This window comes from Runella aurantiaca, from assembly GCF_003339505.1.
Lineage (GTDB): Bacteria > Bacteroidota > Bacteroidia > Cytophagales > Spirosomataceae > Runella > Runella aurantiaca.
Genome location: NZ_QPIW01000002.1, coordinates 523,063 through 538,478, shown reverse-complemented (window position 1 = coordinate 538,478; position 15,416 = coordinate 523,063). Strand labels below are relative to the sequence as shown.

Below are 15,416 nucleotides of genomic sequence, written 5' to 3'. Positions count from 1 at the left end.
ACCTACAAACATTCCTTTACCCTATTTTAACTACCTCTATCATGAAAAGAAGAACATTTTTGAAGAGCACAGCTTTATCAGCTATTGCGGTGTCAGCCACTGGTTTTGTTCGTCCAGAAGGCGACCGATACGTGGGGGATTGCGAAACTACCTCCGACATTTTAGGGCCTTTTTATCGGCCCGACAGCCCCGTTCGCAGCAATTTGGTCATCAAAGGAGAAAAAGGAGAATTGGTGGAATTGGTCGGTAAAATCAAGCACCAAGACTGCACAACTCCCTACAAAAACGCCAAAATTGAACTGTGGCATTGCGATGGAAATGGGGTTTACGACAACGCTACTTCGGAGTTCAAATACCGTGGTACCACTTTTTCTGACGAAAACGGCAATTATTCCTTCCAAACGATTTTGCCCGTTGCCTATGATGCGGGTGGGGGCCAAATCAGACCTGCCCATTACCACATGATGATTACCGCCGAAGGTTACCAACCGTTGGTGACGCAGCTCTACTTCAATGGCGACAAGCACATTGAGAAAGACGCTTACGCCAACTCCGATTTTGCCAAAAAAAGAGTCCTGAAAGTATCTGATTCAGGCAACGCAAAGAAGGTGTTTTACGACGTGTCGATGGCAAAAATTATGATGGCTGACCCAATGGCAATTGATAGATTATTAGGCACTTATGTGAGCAAAGAAGATAAAACCAAAAGCAAAGAGTTTTTCAAAAAGAATAACGCGCTTTGGCTAAAAAACGAAGTATTTGGTAGGCAATTTCGCTACATCGGAAACAATACGTTTGACTACGTAGGGATGCACAAAGGAACGTTTGAAACCTACACCTTTGAGCTATTGGGGTCGGGGGGTGTCAAATGTACATTGAACTTTATGTCCCAAAACAATCGAAAAGGCACGGTGGAATATTGGAAAGAGTAGCCGAAAATTAATACCAAAAACGGAGCTGTCGAAATCGTATTGCCGAAGCGACCGGTCAGCACAGGCAAAAAATAAATAACTCAAAACAATGAAAAACAGTAACTTTTTCCTACCTGCAACTTTAGCCGTTGCTTTATTAACCATCGGGTGTAATTCGCCTACTACCGACACTACAACCAAGTCCGCTGCGGAGACTACCGAACAAGCAGTGACCAAGCCAGACATGGCGGCCATAAAAACAGAAATACAAGCCTTAGAAACAGCCTGGGCCGCCGCCGACAACGCCCGTGACGCAAAGGCACTCGTGGCTTTTTATGCCGACGATGCCGCGAGTTTGTCCAATAACGCGCCAATGGTAGTAGGCAAAGCGGCCCTTCAAAAGGACATTGAGACAAACTTTGCCAAAAAAGCCAAAGGTTCTACGAGTGCCTATGAAGTTATGGATGTATTTGGCGACGAAAATACCGTTACGGAAGTGGGCAAATCAACGGTCAAAGATGCCTCTGGAAAGGTGATTTCTACGGGTAAGTACATGGCAATCTGGGAAAAACGTGACGGTAAATACCTGTGCGTACGAGATATTTACAACGATGACGTAAAAACGAAGTAATCATCTAAGGTTTTACTGAGGAGGTGTTTGGCTTTCTCAGTAAAACCGATTGTTTGAGCAAAATACCACAGGAAATCTTCAAACCCCTTTACCCTATTGCCCCGATTATATTGTCTATTAAATCGGGCTTACTAGGTATTCTACAAAAATCATAGATGTTAGAATACTTCTTCTACTTGATTTTTGGCTTAAATTAAAAAGCTTCACACTTTTTTGACACCAACCAAGGGGTGGAGTGGCTTTCTGTTGACCTACGTTTAGAAATCAGAGAAATTCAATAATCATTAGGTGATTGTAAAACCTCAAATTGATTATGTTTCTTACTTATGATTCTACTTAAGAAATATTGAAGACCGCCTCTCCCTAAAAACAATGACCATCCAAAAAATAGTATTCCTATTCTCAACTGCCTTCGTTCTCACAATGGCGGCCTTTGTTTCCAAAAAAGGGGTAAAATCAGTCGAATCCCAAGCTCAAAACCCTAATGTAATCGTCTAGCACAATGGGCTCGCCTCTCACTGAAGAAACAATGGCCGATGTGCTGGAGCGTTCGGGCTACCAGAGTATGCTCGTGGGCAAATGGCACCTTAGGGCTTCTTTGAAGGTTTGCGTTTTTATGACTTCAAACGTTGGGGTATATTGAAAGAAAGGGCCGGATATAATTATATTAAGGTGGATAAGGTACAAGCTCCATCCATTCAAAACCGTATATTTGCCGCTCCCCGACACAATGTATGGCCCATACAGCAGCGGGAGCTTGACGTAAACCCTGCTTTAGTGCAACATGCTGAATGGTTCTAATTTTTTTCAAAATAAAAGACGATTCAATGCTGTTTGATGTAAAAACTTGCTTTAAAAAGATGAATTTAAGCCTCAATGTATCCCTTTCAGAAAATGATTTTTGGGTGAATAAAATGGATAAAGCCTTTAGAAGTCCGTTGCGTATGCTCATAAAATACACAATCGTGTTGTTTTTGGCTTTTCCCAATCTAAAAGCGCAAAATAGTAAAGGCCAAGCACCCCAAAAACCAAATGTTGTTTTTATCCTCGTGGATGACCTGGGGCTGAAAGATTTAAGCTGTACAGGAAGCAAGTTTTACGAAACCCCCAATGTGGACAGAATTGCCAATGAAGGCACTGTTTTCACGCAAGGATATGCGTGTAGTGCGGTGTGTAGCCCTTCGAGAGCAAGCATAATGACTGGCAAATTTACGGCGAGGCATGGCATAACCGACTGGATTGGGGCAAAATCAGGCACGGAATGGCGGACCGAAAAACGGTTCTCGAAGTTATTGCCTGCTGAATACGTACATGAGTTATCCAAAGCCGATGTAATCTTGCCGGAGGTAATGAAAGCCAACGGGTACAAAACTTTTTTTGCCGGCAAATGGCACTTAGGCGAAAAAGGAAGCTACCCAGAAGACCACGGTTTTGACATCAACAAAGGCGGCTGGGAAGTAGGCAGCCCCAAAGGTGGGTATTTTTCTCCTTGGGAAAACCCTTCGTTGCCCAACGTCAATGACGGTGAAAACCTCGAAATGAGACTGGCCAAGGAGACTTCGGCGTTTATCGAGCAACAAAAAGATACGCCATTTTTTGCCTTTTTATCATTTTACGCGGTGCATGGACCCATTCAAACCACCGAAGCAAAATGGAAAAAGTACCGTGAGAAAGCCGAGAAAAATGGACTTGCCAAAAACGGCTACGTGATGGAAATAGATTTGCCGATTCGGCAAGTGCAAGACAATCCCGTGTATGGCGGTTTGGTAGAAAGCATGGACGATGCCGTTGGTGAAGTGTTGAATACTTTGAAACGGTTGAATTTGGAAGAAAATACCATCATCATTTTCACATCCGACAACGGAGGCGTTGCGTCGGGGGATGCTTTTTCGACGTCCAATTTACCGCTGCGTGGGGGAAAGGGCTATCAATGGGAGGGGGGCATCAGGGAACCTTACTTCATTAAAATCCCCTGGTTGAAAAAGCAGGTCAAACAAATTGATTTTCCAGCAACGGGCGCCGATTTCTTCCCGACACTTTTAGATTTTGCCAATATTCCGCTTTTGCCAAAACAACACATAGACGGCGTTAGCTTAAAGCCCTTGTTTGAAAATAAAACATTAAAAGACAGGGAATTGTATTGGCATTATCCGCATTATGGAAATCAAGGAGGTCAGCCAAACTCTACCATCAGGTATAAAAATTTGAAGCTGATTCACTATTGGGAAGATGGGCATGACGAGCTGTATGATTTAGCCAAAGACCCCTACGAACAAACCGATTTAGCCGCAAAAAATCAAAAGGAAACGCAAAACCTGAAGGCGAAACTGCTCAATTGGCTGAAAAGCGTAAACGCCAATTATCCCGTTCCAGACCCTGAGTTTAACCTTGAATTGGCCCATAAAAAACACCAAAATAATGTAGAAGTATTGATGCCAAAACTCGAAAAAGAAAGGCTTAATTTTCTGAGGGTAGATTACCAACCCAACCAAAACTGGTGGAAAAGTAAAACGACCAAAGATTAATAAGACTTGATTTAACGATATTATTACCTCTAAAATCTAGGACTAAACATATTATTTTTCCTTTTGTGCCAAAATAAGGTAGCGGCTATCATCTCAGATTTTGAAAGTGTTAACTCATGGTCGAAAAATTATTGGGGAAGTCTTTTTTCGACAACGGAATTTCTACATTGCCTACTATCACACTTTTAGAATTGAACTTTTCAACTTTGTTTTTATTGACAATAAAAGCTCGATGAATTTGTACAAATGATAATGACGGCAGAACTTTAAGAATCTGCTCAATGGTCGAGCGGCATTTATAGGTTTTTTTATCGGTGTGAAACAGTAAATAGTTGCCTTCTGATGTGATATAGTTGATATCTTCTATTGGCAAGGCAACCTTGTACTCACCATCTTTTACCAAAATTGTAGGCTTTGGTTTGTCTTCTTTGGATGATTTGATAATTGCCAATTCGACAGAGGCAACCAAGTCGCTGTTTTTGAATGGTTTTGTCAGGTATGAATAGGGCGAAGTTGCTACGGCTTCGCTAATAACTTTAGCGTTTTCGTAGGCCGTGAGATAAATAAATGGTACTTTTTGTTTGTTTTGAATGAGATTTCCCAAGCTGATACCGTCCATTTCGCCATCACCAAGGTTGATGTCGAGAATGGCAAGGTCAACCAATTCTTTATGGAGAATCTTCAAGGCTTCATCGGCATTTTTTGCTTCTAAAACCTGATAACCATTTTCTTGAAGAATTTTTTTGGTTAGTCTTCTATTCAAAAAATCATCTTCTACGACCAATATTACCTTTGAATTCATCTTTAAAAATAGATTTTCAGTTCAAAGCCTTTTTTGAGGGATGTTTCTATTTTACCATTGAGTTGATCAATCAGACCTTTCATTATTTCTACGCCCAGCCCTTTGGTCTCTACATTTACAAAATCAAAACCTTCGCCATTGTCAATGTAGTATAGGCAATTCTTCTTTGAATGTGCGTCATACGTAATTTCGATATTGATGATACCATTTTGCTGGTTTTTGAAGGCGTGTTTCATGCTATTACTGACCAATTCGACGATTATCAGACCTAAAGGCAAAGCCTTCGAGATAGGAAAAGTTTCGATTGTACAAGTAATAAACAAATTCACATTTTTAAATTTATTATCATACGAATCTTTGACGAGTTCGGAGAGATCTGTTATGTATCTTTTCAAATCAACGTCATTGACACTATCGGTTAAATTTAATTTTTTATGAAGCAGAGCAATCGAATGAATCCGATTTTGGTTGCTCTTAATCAAGTCGTCAATATTGCTATAATTAACAGATTCTTTCTGGATTTCTAAGATGCTGATAACGTACTGTAAATTATTTTTTACTCGGTGTTGCAACTCAGAAAGTAGCATTTGCTTCTGCTCCATTGTTTTTTCAATTTCATCTTTTTGAAGGCTTATTTCTCTGTTTTTATCCTTCAAAATAGCCACACCTTTTTGTTTCTGACGGTTGTTTCGTATCAAAATCAATGTCAGTAAGCCTAAAGAAATGAGAAATCCGATGAGTGCATTCTGCCTTATTGAGTTATCGTAATCTTTTTTTGCTTCTTTTAAATCTCGCTCACGTTGTTGTATCGTGTTTACAATATTTTGTGTCTGAATAATTCTTGTAGCGGTATAAAGGCTATCATTAGTAGCATTCAAAATTTTTAAATAACTGATGGCCTTTGAGGGATTTTTATGTTCATATATCTCAGCTAAAAGTTTTGCGGCACTTGCTGTCAGTACTAAATTTTTAAATTTTCTACCCCCATCTAAGGCCTTTTCGGCATAAAAAATAGCGGAGTCTGGTTGATGGATTGCATGAAAAACGCTGGCCAAATCAACCGATTGTTCTGATTCTAAAAAAGGATTACCAAATTTGTTCGAAAAACTCATTGCGATTTTTAAGTATTGCAATGCTTCTGCATAGTTTTTTCGTTTTTTTTCCACTCTGCCCATTATTGCATTGGCATACGATACCTCTATGGGAATATTTAGTTTTCGGCAATTAATATCTATTATTTCCGAATATTTCATTGCAGAATCATATTCATTTAGGTTTTCGTAAACCTCACCAATGTTATGGTAAATCAGCCATTTGCCGTTGTTGGGTAAGGAATTGATTTCGGGGTGATGATAGGCTTTCAATAGCCATTCCAGCCGCTGTTTACTATCTTGTTGTTTTTCATAAACGAGTGCTATCAAATTATAAAATACGATTTCTAATTTGGGGTATTTGGTTTGACTTATTTTCAAACCTTCATAAGCCGTTTGCATCCCATTTTGCCAGTCGCCTGTAATGGTTGATACAAAACTCAACGCCTGCATTGAGATCAATTCGCCGTAGGTATAATTGAGTTTTCGGGCGAGTGTGATGGCCTCGGTGGCATACAGCACCGCCTGACGCGGCTCGGTCATGGTATGGTACCTTGCCAAACGCCATAAGTTGACAACTCGATTGGTGTCTTCTTTAAAAACCGTCAGATTTTGTTTCAGTCTATCGACCTCTTTCGTGGGCAAACTAAGTGGTTGACCAAAGCCAGAGGTAGCCAAAGCCGTGATGAAAAATAAAATTGATATTTTAAGACGGCTGTTGGGCATAACTGCTTGGATAATAGGAAAGCATAAATTCACCTTTACTATCAAATTGATTGAAAATAAAGGTGAATTTATGCGTTTTTTAATAAATCTTCCTGCTTTGTTGCAGGATTCTATTTATTAACCTTTCAGACCATAAAACTCCTTCACAGCATTGTTTTTTTGTAAAGAAAATGTTGAGATTTTCAATTGATAACAGTAGCTGGTATTGAGAAAATAGTATAAGACATGAATAACTGCTACAGTTAGAATCCTTTACATTCACAGGGGCATGTATCAATACTATAAATTAAACACGTTGTGTTACGTAGAGACATTGATTGTTTATTTATTGCACTGGTACTAATCTCCACATTTGGCCCGAAACATTTTGAGTTTTATCCATAAACGCATTGCCAGAATATACAGACTTATTTTCGGGCTTATTGCCTTCCAGAGAGAAGTTATTACCGTGTAGCATTGTACGTAATCTATAGAGGTGGTCTCCGTTGTTGGCACTCACTAAATCTAATCGCCATAGTTGACCGGTTACATCTTGACAATTATCCATAAAAGACCGACCATCTTTCTCTCCCCCGGCAGTATTAGCTTCCAAACATCTGCCTTCGCCCTGATCTTGCGATTTCAAGCGATACCAACCTTTATTTTTAGCATCTGGCACCAATTTCCACATTGTTCCAGTCGCACCTTTTTGAGAAGACATGAAGGAGGCACCACTCATAACATTACTCGCTGAACCATTACTTTCAAGAGATAGGGCGTCGCCCGTGAATGCCGTCCGTAAATAATAATAGCCTTGATAATTAGGGCTAAAAGAACGCCCCCGCTCTTGGGCATAAGATGTTAATGTAAGGCCAATGAACAGAATCATTCCAAGGGTTTTTAAAGTTTTCATTTAGGTAAAGATTTACTATTTGTTGCCTACTCTGAATCAGCATTTTCGGCTTCCTGCTTTTTGATAATGTACCAAAGCTATTTTGCCATTCAGAGCCTCCAAAATTTCTGGGATAGAAGCCCGATTTTAGGGATAGAATGAAGATTTTGCTTCCCTTAAATTCGTCATCATACCCAGCGCTAAGAGGTAGTTAATACATAGAAACTCACACTTTGGAACAATAGACAAAGTTTTTGGAACAATAAACAAAGTCTTTGGAACAATAAGAGAAGCCTTTCAGAAACCCGCTTTTTATCTTTGTTGTGTAACCCGTAAGAAAGAAGCCCATATATTACCCTACTTAAACCCTCTCAAAAACCAATGGAACAACTCATTTCTTCTGAAACAACAGCCGTTGCCCCTGTTGCTGAATCCAGCCGCATTGCCATTATTGATATGCTGCGAGGATTTGCGTTACTCGGCATTTTATTAATGAATATTCCAGGCTTTTCAATGGCAGATTATTCGTTTGAAGTCTTCAAAAATGACCCCGACAACCCAAACTTTTGGCTCTATCAATTCATCGGTATTTTTTTTGAGGGCAAAATGAGGGCCATGTTCGGGATGGTGTTTGGGGCGGGCGTGTTGCTGTTTATTGCCAACAAAGGCACCAAAGACATTTCGGTTCATGCCCTCTATTACCGTCGGATGTTTTGGTTGCTGTTGTTTGGATTGATACACTCCCACTTGATTCTTTGGATTGGGGAGATTCTTTATCTCTATGCCGTTTGCGGCATGATTTTGTATCTTTTTCGTAATGTACCGCCCAAATACTTGGTATGGGCGGTACCCATTGTAGCAGTGGTTAGTTTTGTGGCAGGCACGATTCAGTACCAAGACATCCGCGAAAAACGAATTGCTTATGTGGAAGCCTCCAAAGCCAAAAGTCAGAATCAAACGTTGACCGCAACCCAAAACAAGGCATTGACCGAATGGCGGGAAATCGAAAAAACCATGATTCCCAACCGTGAAGATGCCAAGACAAATACCAAAAAGATGAAGTCGGACTACAGTACCGTGGCTGGTTATTTGCGCCCCATTGCTTTTGACATTCAGACCAAATATCTGCCCTTTGAAGTCTGGGATTCGTTGGCGCTGATGCTGTTGGGGTTGGCACTTTTCAAATGGGGTTTTCTGACGGGCGCGTGGTCAAACAAAGATTATTGGACGGTTATCAAAATCGGATATGGCCTTGGCTTGCCGCTGGTGATTTACGCCAATTATTACGCTTTTCATCACTTCTCTACACTCGAAGCCAACCTCGCCCGCATGGAGCAAGTGCCCATCAACTGGGTCAATTTGATTTATCCTTTTCAGCGTATTCTGTTGGTGATGGGTCATGCCGCTTCGCTGATTTTGCTCTACCAATCGGGCGTGGTGCAGGGCTTGATGAACCGCTTGGTGGCCGTAGGCCGCATGGCTTTCACCAATTATATCTCACACTCGGTGATATGTACGCTGTTCTTTTTTGGCTACGGTCTCAACTATTTTGCCGAACTGGAATTCTATCAAATTTACTTCGTGGCCTTTGCAATTTGGGCTTTTCAGTTGATTATCAACCCAATATGGCTGCGGCATTTTCGTTTTGGCCCGCTGGAATGGCTGTGGCGGAGTTTGACGTATTGGAAAATGCAGCCGATGAAGCGGTCATAACACAAAAAACACAACTCCTTACGATGCAGTAATAAATGGTATATAGTTGCTAGGATGGATGCCTTCAACTATGATTAGGTGGTGTACCCATGCAGAATCAGTTGCATCTATGGGTGTATTTCAAAAAAAATTCGTGTATTTGCCCTGATTTTTGTAATCAAACAGGAAAAATATAAAACCTATTTTGTGTAGGTTTGTTGCTTTTGCAAGTTGTTGCAACGGGATAAAAGTGGTTGAATGAATCCTGAACCTACTATTCTTAAAAAACTGGACAACCTCATAGAAGCAAATCTGGACAACCCGGATTTTGCACTCAATGCTGTTTGCCAAGAATTAGGAGTGAGCCGCTCGCAACTGCACCGCATGTTGATTGAAGAAACCCAACTTTCGACGACGCTCTACATTCGTAAAAAAAGACTGGAAAAAGCAAAAATTCTCCTCAGTACCACCAATTTACGCATTTCGGAAATTACCGATGCCGTTGGTATCAGTAGCCACGCCAATTTCAGCAAGTATTTTATTGAAGAATTTAATATCAGTCCCAGGGATTTTAAGAAGCGTGTTGAAGAACAAAAAAATAGCGTTCAGAAGCCGAAAAATGAAGTCGAATACCTGCCCGAACCTGCGCGGGTTCAAGAGCCGCCTGCCGCTTTTGCCCGCAATCCTGTTGACATTTCGGCCGCTTCAACGCCTGATTTCAGCAAAATGTACGCTCTTGTGGTGCTTTTTGTCGTTATTGGCATCGGTTATTATTTCATGGCTCACTCGCAAATTTTCAAAAGTAACAGCGAGCTAACAGCAATTCCCGAAAACTCGGTGGCCATTTTGCCCTTCAAAAACTTGGGCGAAGCCCAAAAATCTTATTTCAGTGAGGGCGTAATGGAGCAAATCCACAGTTCGTTGGCATCTTTCAACGAACTCAAAATTATCTCTACCACTTCTTCCAACAAATACGCCAATACCCCAAAAACCATTCCACAAATTGCCCAAGAACTGCGGGTGAATTATCTTCTGAATGGCACAGTACTACAAATTGAGAACCAAGTCAGGATTACGGTTGAACTGGTCAGGGCAAAAGACGACAGGGTGGTTTGGACCAAAAAATTTGAAGGCGATACCAAGAATATTTTTAGCTACATGAACACCGTCTCGAAGGAAGTGGCGGGAGAATTGAACCAAAAATTGACCCATAAATTAGACAAAACCCCCACCCAAAGCCTGCCCGCTTACAATCAATACCTGCAAGGCAGGCAGTTGCTGCAAACCCGCACCAAAGAAAAAACGGAGGCAGGCATCACCAAATTTGACAAGGCCATTGAGCTTGATGCTGGTTTTGCTGATGCCTACGCAGACAAGGCCATTGCTTACTTTTTGATGGGCGAAGACCAGTTTATGGAAGTAGAAACGGCCTATAAAATGGCTGAAAAAAACGCGCTGACCGCCATCAGGCTTGATGCCGAAAACGGCAGGGCTTATGCAGTATTGGGCCTTATTTACAAGGTTCAAAATAAGTGGGAACAGGCAATGACAACGCTGCACATTGCGCTAAAATTCAGCCCCAATGATGCCCTCATCACCTATTGGTACAGCCTGACGCTCCGGTCAATCGGGCAAATGGAAGAAGCCATTAAATACAGCACCAAGGCAGTTTCGCTCGACCCACTCTCCAGCACCATCTACAGCGGGCACATCATTGGCTGCGCTTATGCGGGGCAATTGGCCACCGCCGAGAAAGCCATCGAAGACGGTCAGCTTGTTTTTAACGAAACCCATTTGTTTCATAACGCAAAGGCATTTTACTACCTCAAACGCCAAGAATACAAAGCCGCGCTGGCAGAGTTTTTGCAGTGCGACCAACTGAGTGCCAGGATTTATTACAAGACATTGATTGCCTATACAAAAGCCAAATTGGGGCAGCAGTCTGAGGCAGAGTTGTACTTGAAAAGCCTGCCCCCCATTCCCGACAATTACAAGTATTTTGCCACTGTATATGCCGGTTTGGGCGCCCGGGACAACTGTTTGAAATACCTTCAATTGGCCGCCGAGAAAAGCGATTCGCCCAATTATTTGAAAGTGTCGCCTTTGTTTGTTTTTCTGCACAACGACGCTCGCTTCAACGCCATTTTGCAAAAACTAGGATTGCTCAACCCCGCTTTTTCTACCCCATAGCTCCCCGCTTTTCTTATTCTGCTGCTGCTTTTTGTCGTTGCTCCAACCAACAAAGAGCCGCCCGTTTTTGTGGGTTTCAACCTCACAAACTGAACGACTTGTTTGCCAAAAAAGTGAAAAACATAGTTTTTGCAACAATAAACATAGTTTTTGAGCCTCGTGCAACAATACACATAGTTTTTGGAACAATATACCAAGCCCTGCCGGAGGGGGTGCTTTACCTTTGTGAAGTCAATGGAAGAGATTGATTCTAACTTTACTATGAACGCTATTCAAATTCCTGCCTGTTATTACGCCTACAACCACAGCCTGCCCTTTGCGTGGCAAGACGTGGTGCGCCTCGAGGGCTCTGGAAACTATACGGTTTTTGTGCTACAAAATGGCCAAACCCATGTTTCTACCAAGACCATTGGCAACTACGGCCTGTTTTTGCCGAGTCAGTTTATCAGGATTCATAAGCGGTGCATCGTCAATCGGGCGTTTGTAACGGGCTTTTGTGATCAGCAGAAGGTAGTTTTTATGGCCGACGGCACCGCAGCCAAAGTAGCCCGAAGAAGGCGCAGTAGTTTGATGAATTTGTGAGTAGATGATAGCAGTTGTAAAAAGGCATTCGCGTTTTTTAACAAAACAACTATGAAAGCAAGACTTGGATTTGTCAAAATAATGGCTGTGGTTTTGGGGCTGGGAGCTTGCGATTCCACCAAAAAAGACAAAGCAGACTACGAGATTGCCTCGCCCGTTTACGCGATCCTTGCCGAAAAATCGCTGGATTATTTAGCCGGGTTTGAATTAGATGCTTTTGCCGAGATGCTGGCCGACAGCGTAGAATACGAGTTGCCCGATGGTACAAAATTGATGGGTAAAATGGCCGTAATCAATTATTGGAAAAGCTATCAGATAACCGCCGGCATACAATCTATGAGAATTGTGAATGCTACCTACCTACCCGTAGAAACGCATACAGCAGAAAAAACAACCAAGCGTTTAGGTACAAAAGTAGTCATAGACCTTACGAATGAAATGGTATTGAAACACAAAAATACTGCCGTTAAAATGAATTTTTGCCTTCATTTTAACCAAGAAAAACTCATTGACCACATAGATAGCAACTACGACCAAACGCTCATCACCCTTGTATCGCATAAATCCATTTTATCATTATGAAAACTCTATTTTGCGTCTTACTGACTTTACTCAACGTTGTTTCATTACAAGCCCAAAAGCCCACCATCACTACCTTCGCTCCCGCGAGCGGTGCAGTAGGTACGAGCGTAACCATCAGCGGTATCTATTTTGACGCCATGCCCATCCAGAACACGGTCTATTTTGGGGCTACCAGAGCTGCTGTTACCGCCGCCTCTACTACCAGCTTGACCGTAACCGTACCGGCGGGGGCTACTTTCCAGCCGATAACGGTACTCAACCTAACCACCGGCCTGACGGGCAGTAGTGCCAAACCGTTCAATGTCACCTACGCGGGTGGAAGCATCGCCGCTTCCAGTTTTGAGACAAAGGTTGATTTTGCAGCATCTACCGAGGCCTTAAATATGGCCATGGGCGATTTGGATGGTGATGGAAAGTCTGATTTAGTAACGGTGAATTTTAGTGCAAATACGATGTCGGTTTTGCGGAATACTGCCACTGTGGGCTCTATCAATACAGGCTCGTTTGCGGAAAAGGTAGATTATTCAACTAATACCAATCCCCGAGGTTTAGCCATTGGGGATATTGATGGCGATGGAAAACCCGAAGTTGTCGTTACCAATTTTAACAGCAATAATCTTTCAGTTTACAGAAATACATCAACAATTGGAACTATCAGTTTTGCCACCAAAATTGATTTCACTACCGGTACTGGGCCTCGTTCGGTCAATATTGCTGATTTTGATGTCGATGGAAAACCCGAATTAGCCATTGCACATTCTGGTAACGTGATGTCGGTTTTGAGAAATACTTCTACATACGGGAGTATTTCTTTTGAAGCAAGGGTAGATTTCGCTTTGACTCCGGGTAATAGTTCAAACTATATTGGTAGTGGAGATTTTGATGGTGATGGAAAATTGGACATTGTTGTATGTAACAATGGTCTCAGCAACATTTCGGTTTTCAAAAATACGAGTACTCCCGGCACAATAAATACCAATTCTTTTGCCGCTAAGGTAGATTTCGCCGTGGGTGCATTGCCGTTCGGGTTTAGTATTGGTGATATTGATGGCGATAATAAAATTGACATTGCCGCTGCCAATTTTACAGGAAATTCGATGTCTATTCTTAGAAATACGATAACCAATGGCACCATTGATGCAAACTCTTTCGCTGCAAAATTTGACATAGCGACAGGTACAGCTTGTTCGGCAACAAATTTGGCTGATATTGATGGAGATGGAAAATTGGATTTATTATCTGTTAACCTTGGAACAAATTCGGTTTCTATCTATCGAAATACGGCCACGATTGGAGATATAAACTCAAATTCTTTTGCTGCCAAAGTCGATTTTACAACTGCCACTGGTCCACGCTATGTGTGCATTGGAGATTTAGATGGCGATAATAGACCTGACTTATCGGTCACTACAGAGACCTCGAATGTTGTATCAGTTCTTCGGTATGCATTCAGCGTTGCTTCTGTTCCGACCGGCACGTCTAATCCAACCATTTGTGCAGGCTCAACGGCTTCGTTGTCCGCAACATGTAACGTAGGTACGCCCAATTGGTACAATTTCTATACCAATGCTTTTCTATCGGCAGGCTCTCCATACATCACCCCAGTACTTTCTACCCCTATCCCTACCATTTACAAGGTTCGATGCGAGCAGGGAGCTTCGGTAAGTTCGTTTGTGAATGTTTTTGTATTAGTCAATCCCATACCAAACGCATTGAACGTTACCGCAAATGGCCCCACTACCATTTGCAGCGGCGGTTCGGTAACGCTCAATTCTAACATTGGCAACAACAACGCCCTGAATTTTGTGAAAACCAGTAGCCAGTACGTCACCGTCCCCCACAGTACCAGCTTCAATTTCGGAACTGCTTTTATGATGGAGGCCTGGGTAAATTATTCGGGGGTAAACTCAACCATATTGGATAAGGGAAATTATAGCCATTTGTGGTCATTAAACGCCAATGGAAACGCCAACAAAATGGGCTTCTTTACCCTAAGCACTGGAACGTGGGTGTATTCGACAGGAAGTGTTCCCGAAAATACATGGACGCACGTGGCGATTAGTTTCGATAATGGTACACTTACATTTTACATCAATGGAGTATCTTCAGGAGTTCATACGGGTGTAACTATTGCACAAGATAATCAACCGCTGAACATCGGTAGACAGCAACCTACTTTTTGTGCGTGTAATCATTTCAACGGTGCAATGGACGAGCTACGGATATGGAACTATGCAAGAGCCGAAGGCGAAATGCTCTATTGGTTGAATCAGTCGGTGCCAATTGGTATCTACGGTTTGGTTGCTTATTACAAATTTGACGAAGGCACTGGCACCACCACGGCTGATGCCACTGGAAATGGCAATAACGGTACATTGGTGAACAATCCGACCTGGCAAGTGCCCACCACATCGCCCGTGAACGCGGTACTCTGGTCGAATGGCGCCACTACTCCAAGCATCGTAGCCACCACTGCGGGGACCTATTCAGCCACGCTTACAAACGTGTATGGTTGTCCCAATCCGTCGAGTATCGTCGTAAGTGCAGGTTCCAACGCCGCCGCCGTCAACCTCGCCAGCCCCGCCGATGATTACGCTACGGGGGCGATTCTAAAAACGGCATCGAGCATGAACGGAAAAATAACGGCCACCAACAAAGTGACGGGTACAGCCAATGTGAATTACCGCGCGAAGTCTATTGAGCTAACCAATGGGTTCAGGGCCGACAACGGGGCGGTGTTTAGTGCGGCGGTGGGGGGGTGTAATTGATGGGTGGCCGCCTTGTGTTCATTCTACAACTTAGTAAACAGTTCT

Annotated in this window: 13 protein-coding genes; 10 read left to right on the top strand and 3 right to left on the bottom strand. The window is 42.5% G+C overall.

Features of this window, described 5'->3' with window-relative positions:
- Nucleotides 1-41: 41 nt before the first annotated feature.
- From DVG78_RS05345 to DVG78_RS05325, 5 genes are all read left to right on the top strand, one after another.
- On the top strand, nt 42-932 hold the full coding sequence (locus tag DVG78_RS05345; RefSeq protein WP_114460000.1) for a dioxygenase family protein: 891 nt from the start codon (nt 42-44) through the stop codon (nt 930-932).
- An 88-nt stretch (nt 933-1,020) separates the two neighbouring features.
- The gene (locus tag DVG78_RS05340; RefSeq protein WP_114459999.1) at nt 1,021-1,542 is read left to right on the top strand and encodes a YybH family protein; all 522 of its coding nucleotides are present in this window, start codon (nt 1,021-1,023) and stop codon (nt 1,540-1,542) included.
- A 502-nt stretch (nt 1,543-2,044) separates the two neighbouring features.
- A complete protein-coding gene (locus DVG78_RS05335) occupies nt 2,045-2,185 on the top strand; it encodes a sulfatase-like hydrolase/transferase (RefSeq protein WP_114459998.1) in 141 nt (46 codons plus the stop codon).
- Entirely contained in the window at nt 2,149-2,343 is a 195-nt protein-coding gene (locus DVG78_RS30625; protein WP_114459997.1) for a RagB/SusD family nutrient uptake outer membrane protein, read from the top strand. Before DVG78_RS05335 ends, DVG78_RS30625 begins: the two co-directional genes overlap by 37 nt.
- A 59-nt stretch (nt 2,344-2,402) precedes the next feature.
- Entirely contained in the window at nt 2,403-4,067 is a 1,665-nt protein-coding gene (locus DVG78_RS05325) for a sulfatase (RefSeq protein WP_229598136.1), read from the top strand.
- Nucleotides 4,068-4,176: 109 nt separating this feature from the next.
- On the opposite strand, the gene DVG78_RS05320 is transcribed toward DVG78_RS05325, so the two are convergent.
- From DVG78_RS05320 to DVG78_RS05310, 3 genes are all read right to left on the bottom strand, one after another.
- A complete protein-coding gene (locus DVG78_RS05320) occupies nt 4,177-4,869 on the bottom strand; it encodes a LytR/AlgR family response regulator transcription factor (protein WP_114459996.1) in 693 nt (230 codons plus the stop codon).
- A gap of 2 nt (nt 4,870-4,871) precedes the next feature.
- Nucleotides 4,872-6,413: a tetratricopeptide repeat-containing sensor histidine kinase gene (locus DVG78_RS05315; RefSeq protein ID WP_158549972.1), complete on the bottom strand. Its 1,542-nt coding sequence runs from the start codon at nt 6,411-6,413 to the stop codon at nt 4,872-4,874.
- 598 nt (nt 6,414-7,011) lie between these two features.
- Nucleotides 7,012-7,578, bottom strand: a complete 567-nt coding sequence (locus DVG78_RS05310) for an RICIN domain-containing protein (protein WP_114459994.1) — start codon at nt 7,576-7,578, stop codon at nt 7,012-7,014.
- Between the two features lie 360 nt (nt 7,579-7,938).
- On the opposite strand from DVG78_RS05310, the gene DVG78_RS05305 reads away from it, so the two are divergent.
- The 5 genes from DVG78_RS05305 (at nt 7,939) to DVG78_RS05285 (ending at nt 15,371) form a co-directional block, all read left to right on the top strand.
- The gene (locus DVG78_RS05305) at nt 7,939-9,270 is read left to right on the top strand and encodes a DUF418 domain-containing protein (protein ID WP_229598135.1); all 1,332 of its coding nucleotides are present in this window, start codon (nt 7,939-7,941) and stop codon (nt 9,268-9,270) included.
- Between the two features lie 237 nt (nt 9,271-9,507).
- On the top strand, nt 9,508-11,439 hold the full coding sequence (locus DVG78_RS05300) for a FlgO family outer membrane protein (RefSeq protein WP_114459993.1): 1,932 nt from the start codon (nt 9,508-9,510) through the stop codon (nt 11,437-11,439).
- 261 nt (nt 11,440-11,700) lie between these two features.
- Complete coding sequence (locus tag DVG78_RS05295) at nt 11,701-12,021, top strand: LytTR family DNA-binding domain-containing protein (protein ID WP_158549971.1); 321 nt, start codon at nt 11,701-11,703, stop codon at nt 12,019-12,021.
- Nucleotides 12,022-12,072: 51 nt separating this feature from the next.
- Entirely contained in the window at nt 12,073-12,603 is a 531-nt protein-coding gene (locus DVG78_RS05290; RefSeq protein WP_114459991.1) for a nuclear transport factor 2-like protein, read from the top strand.
- Nucleotides 12,600-15,371 carry an FG-GAP-like repeat-containing protein gene (locus tag DVG78_RS05285; RefSeq protein WP_114459990.1) on the top strand — a complete coding sequence of 924 codons (2,772 nt, stop codon included), beginning with the start codon at nt 12,600-12,602 and terminating at the stop codon, nt 15,369-15,371. Before DVG78_RS05290 ends, DVG78_RS05285 begins: the two co-directional genes overlap by 4 nt.
- Nucleotides 15,372-15,416 lie beyond the last annotated feature (45 nt).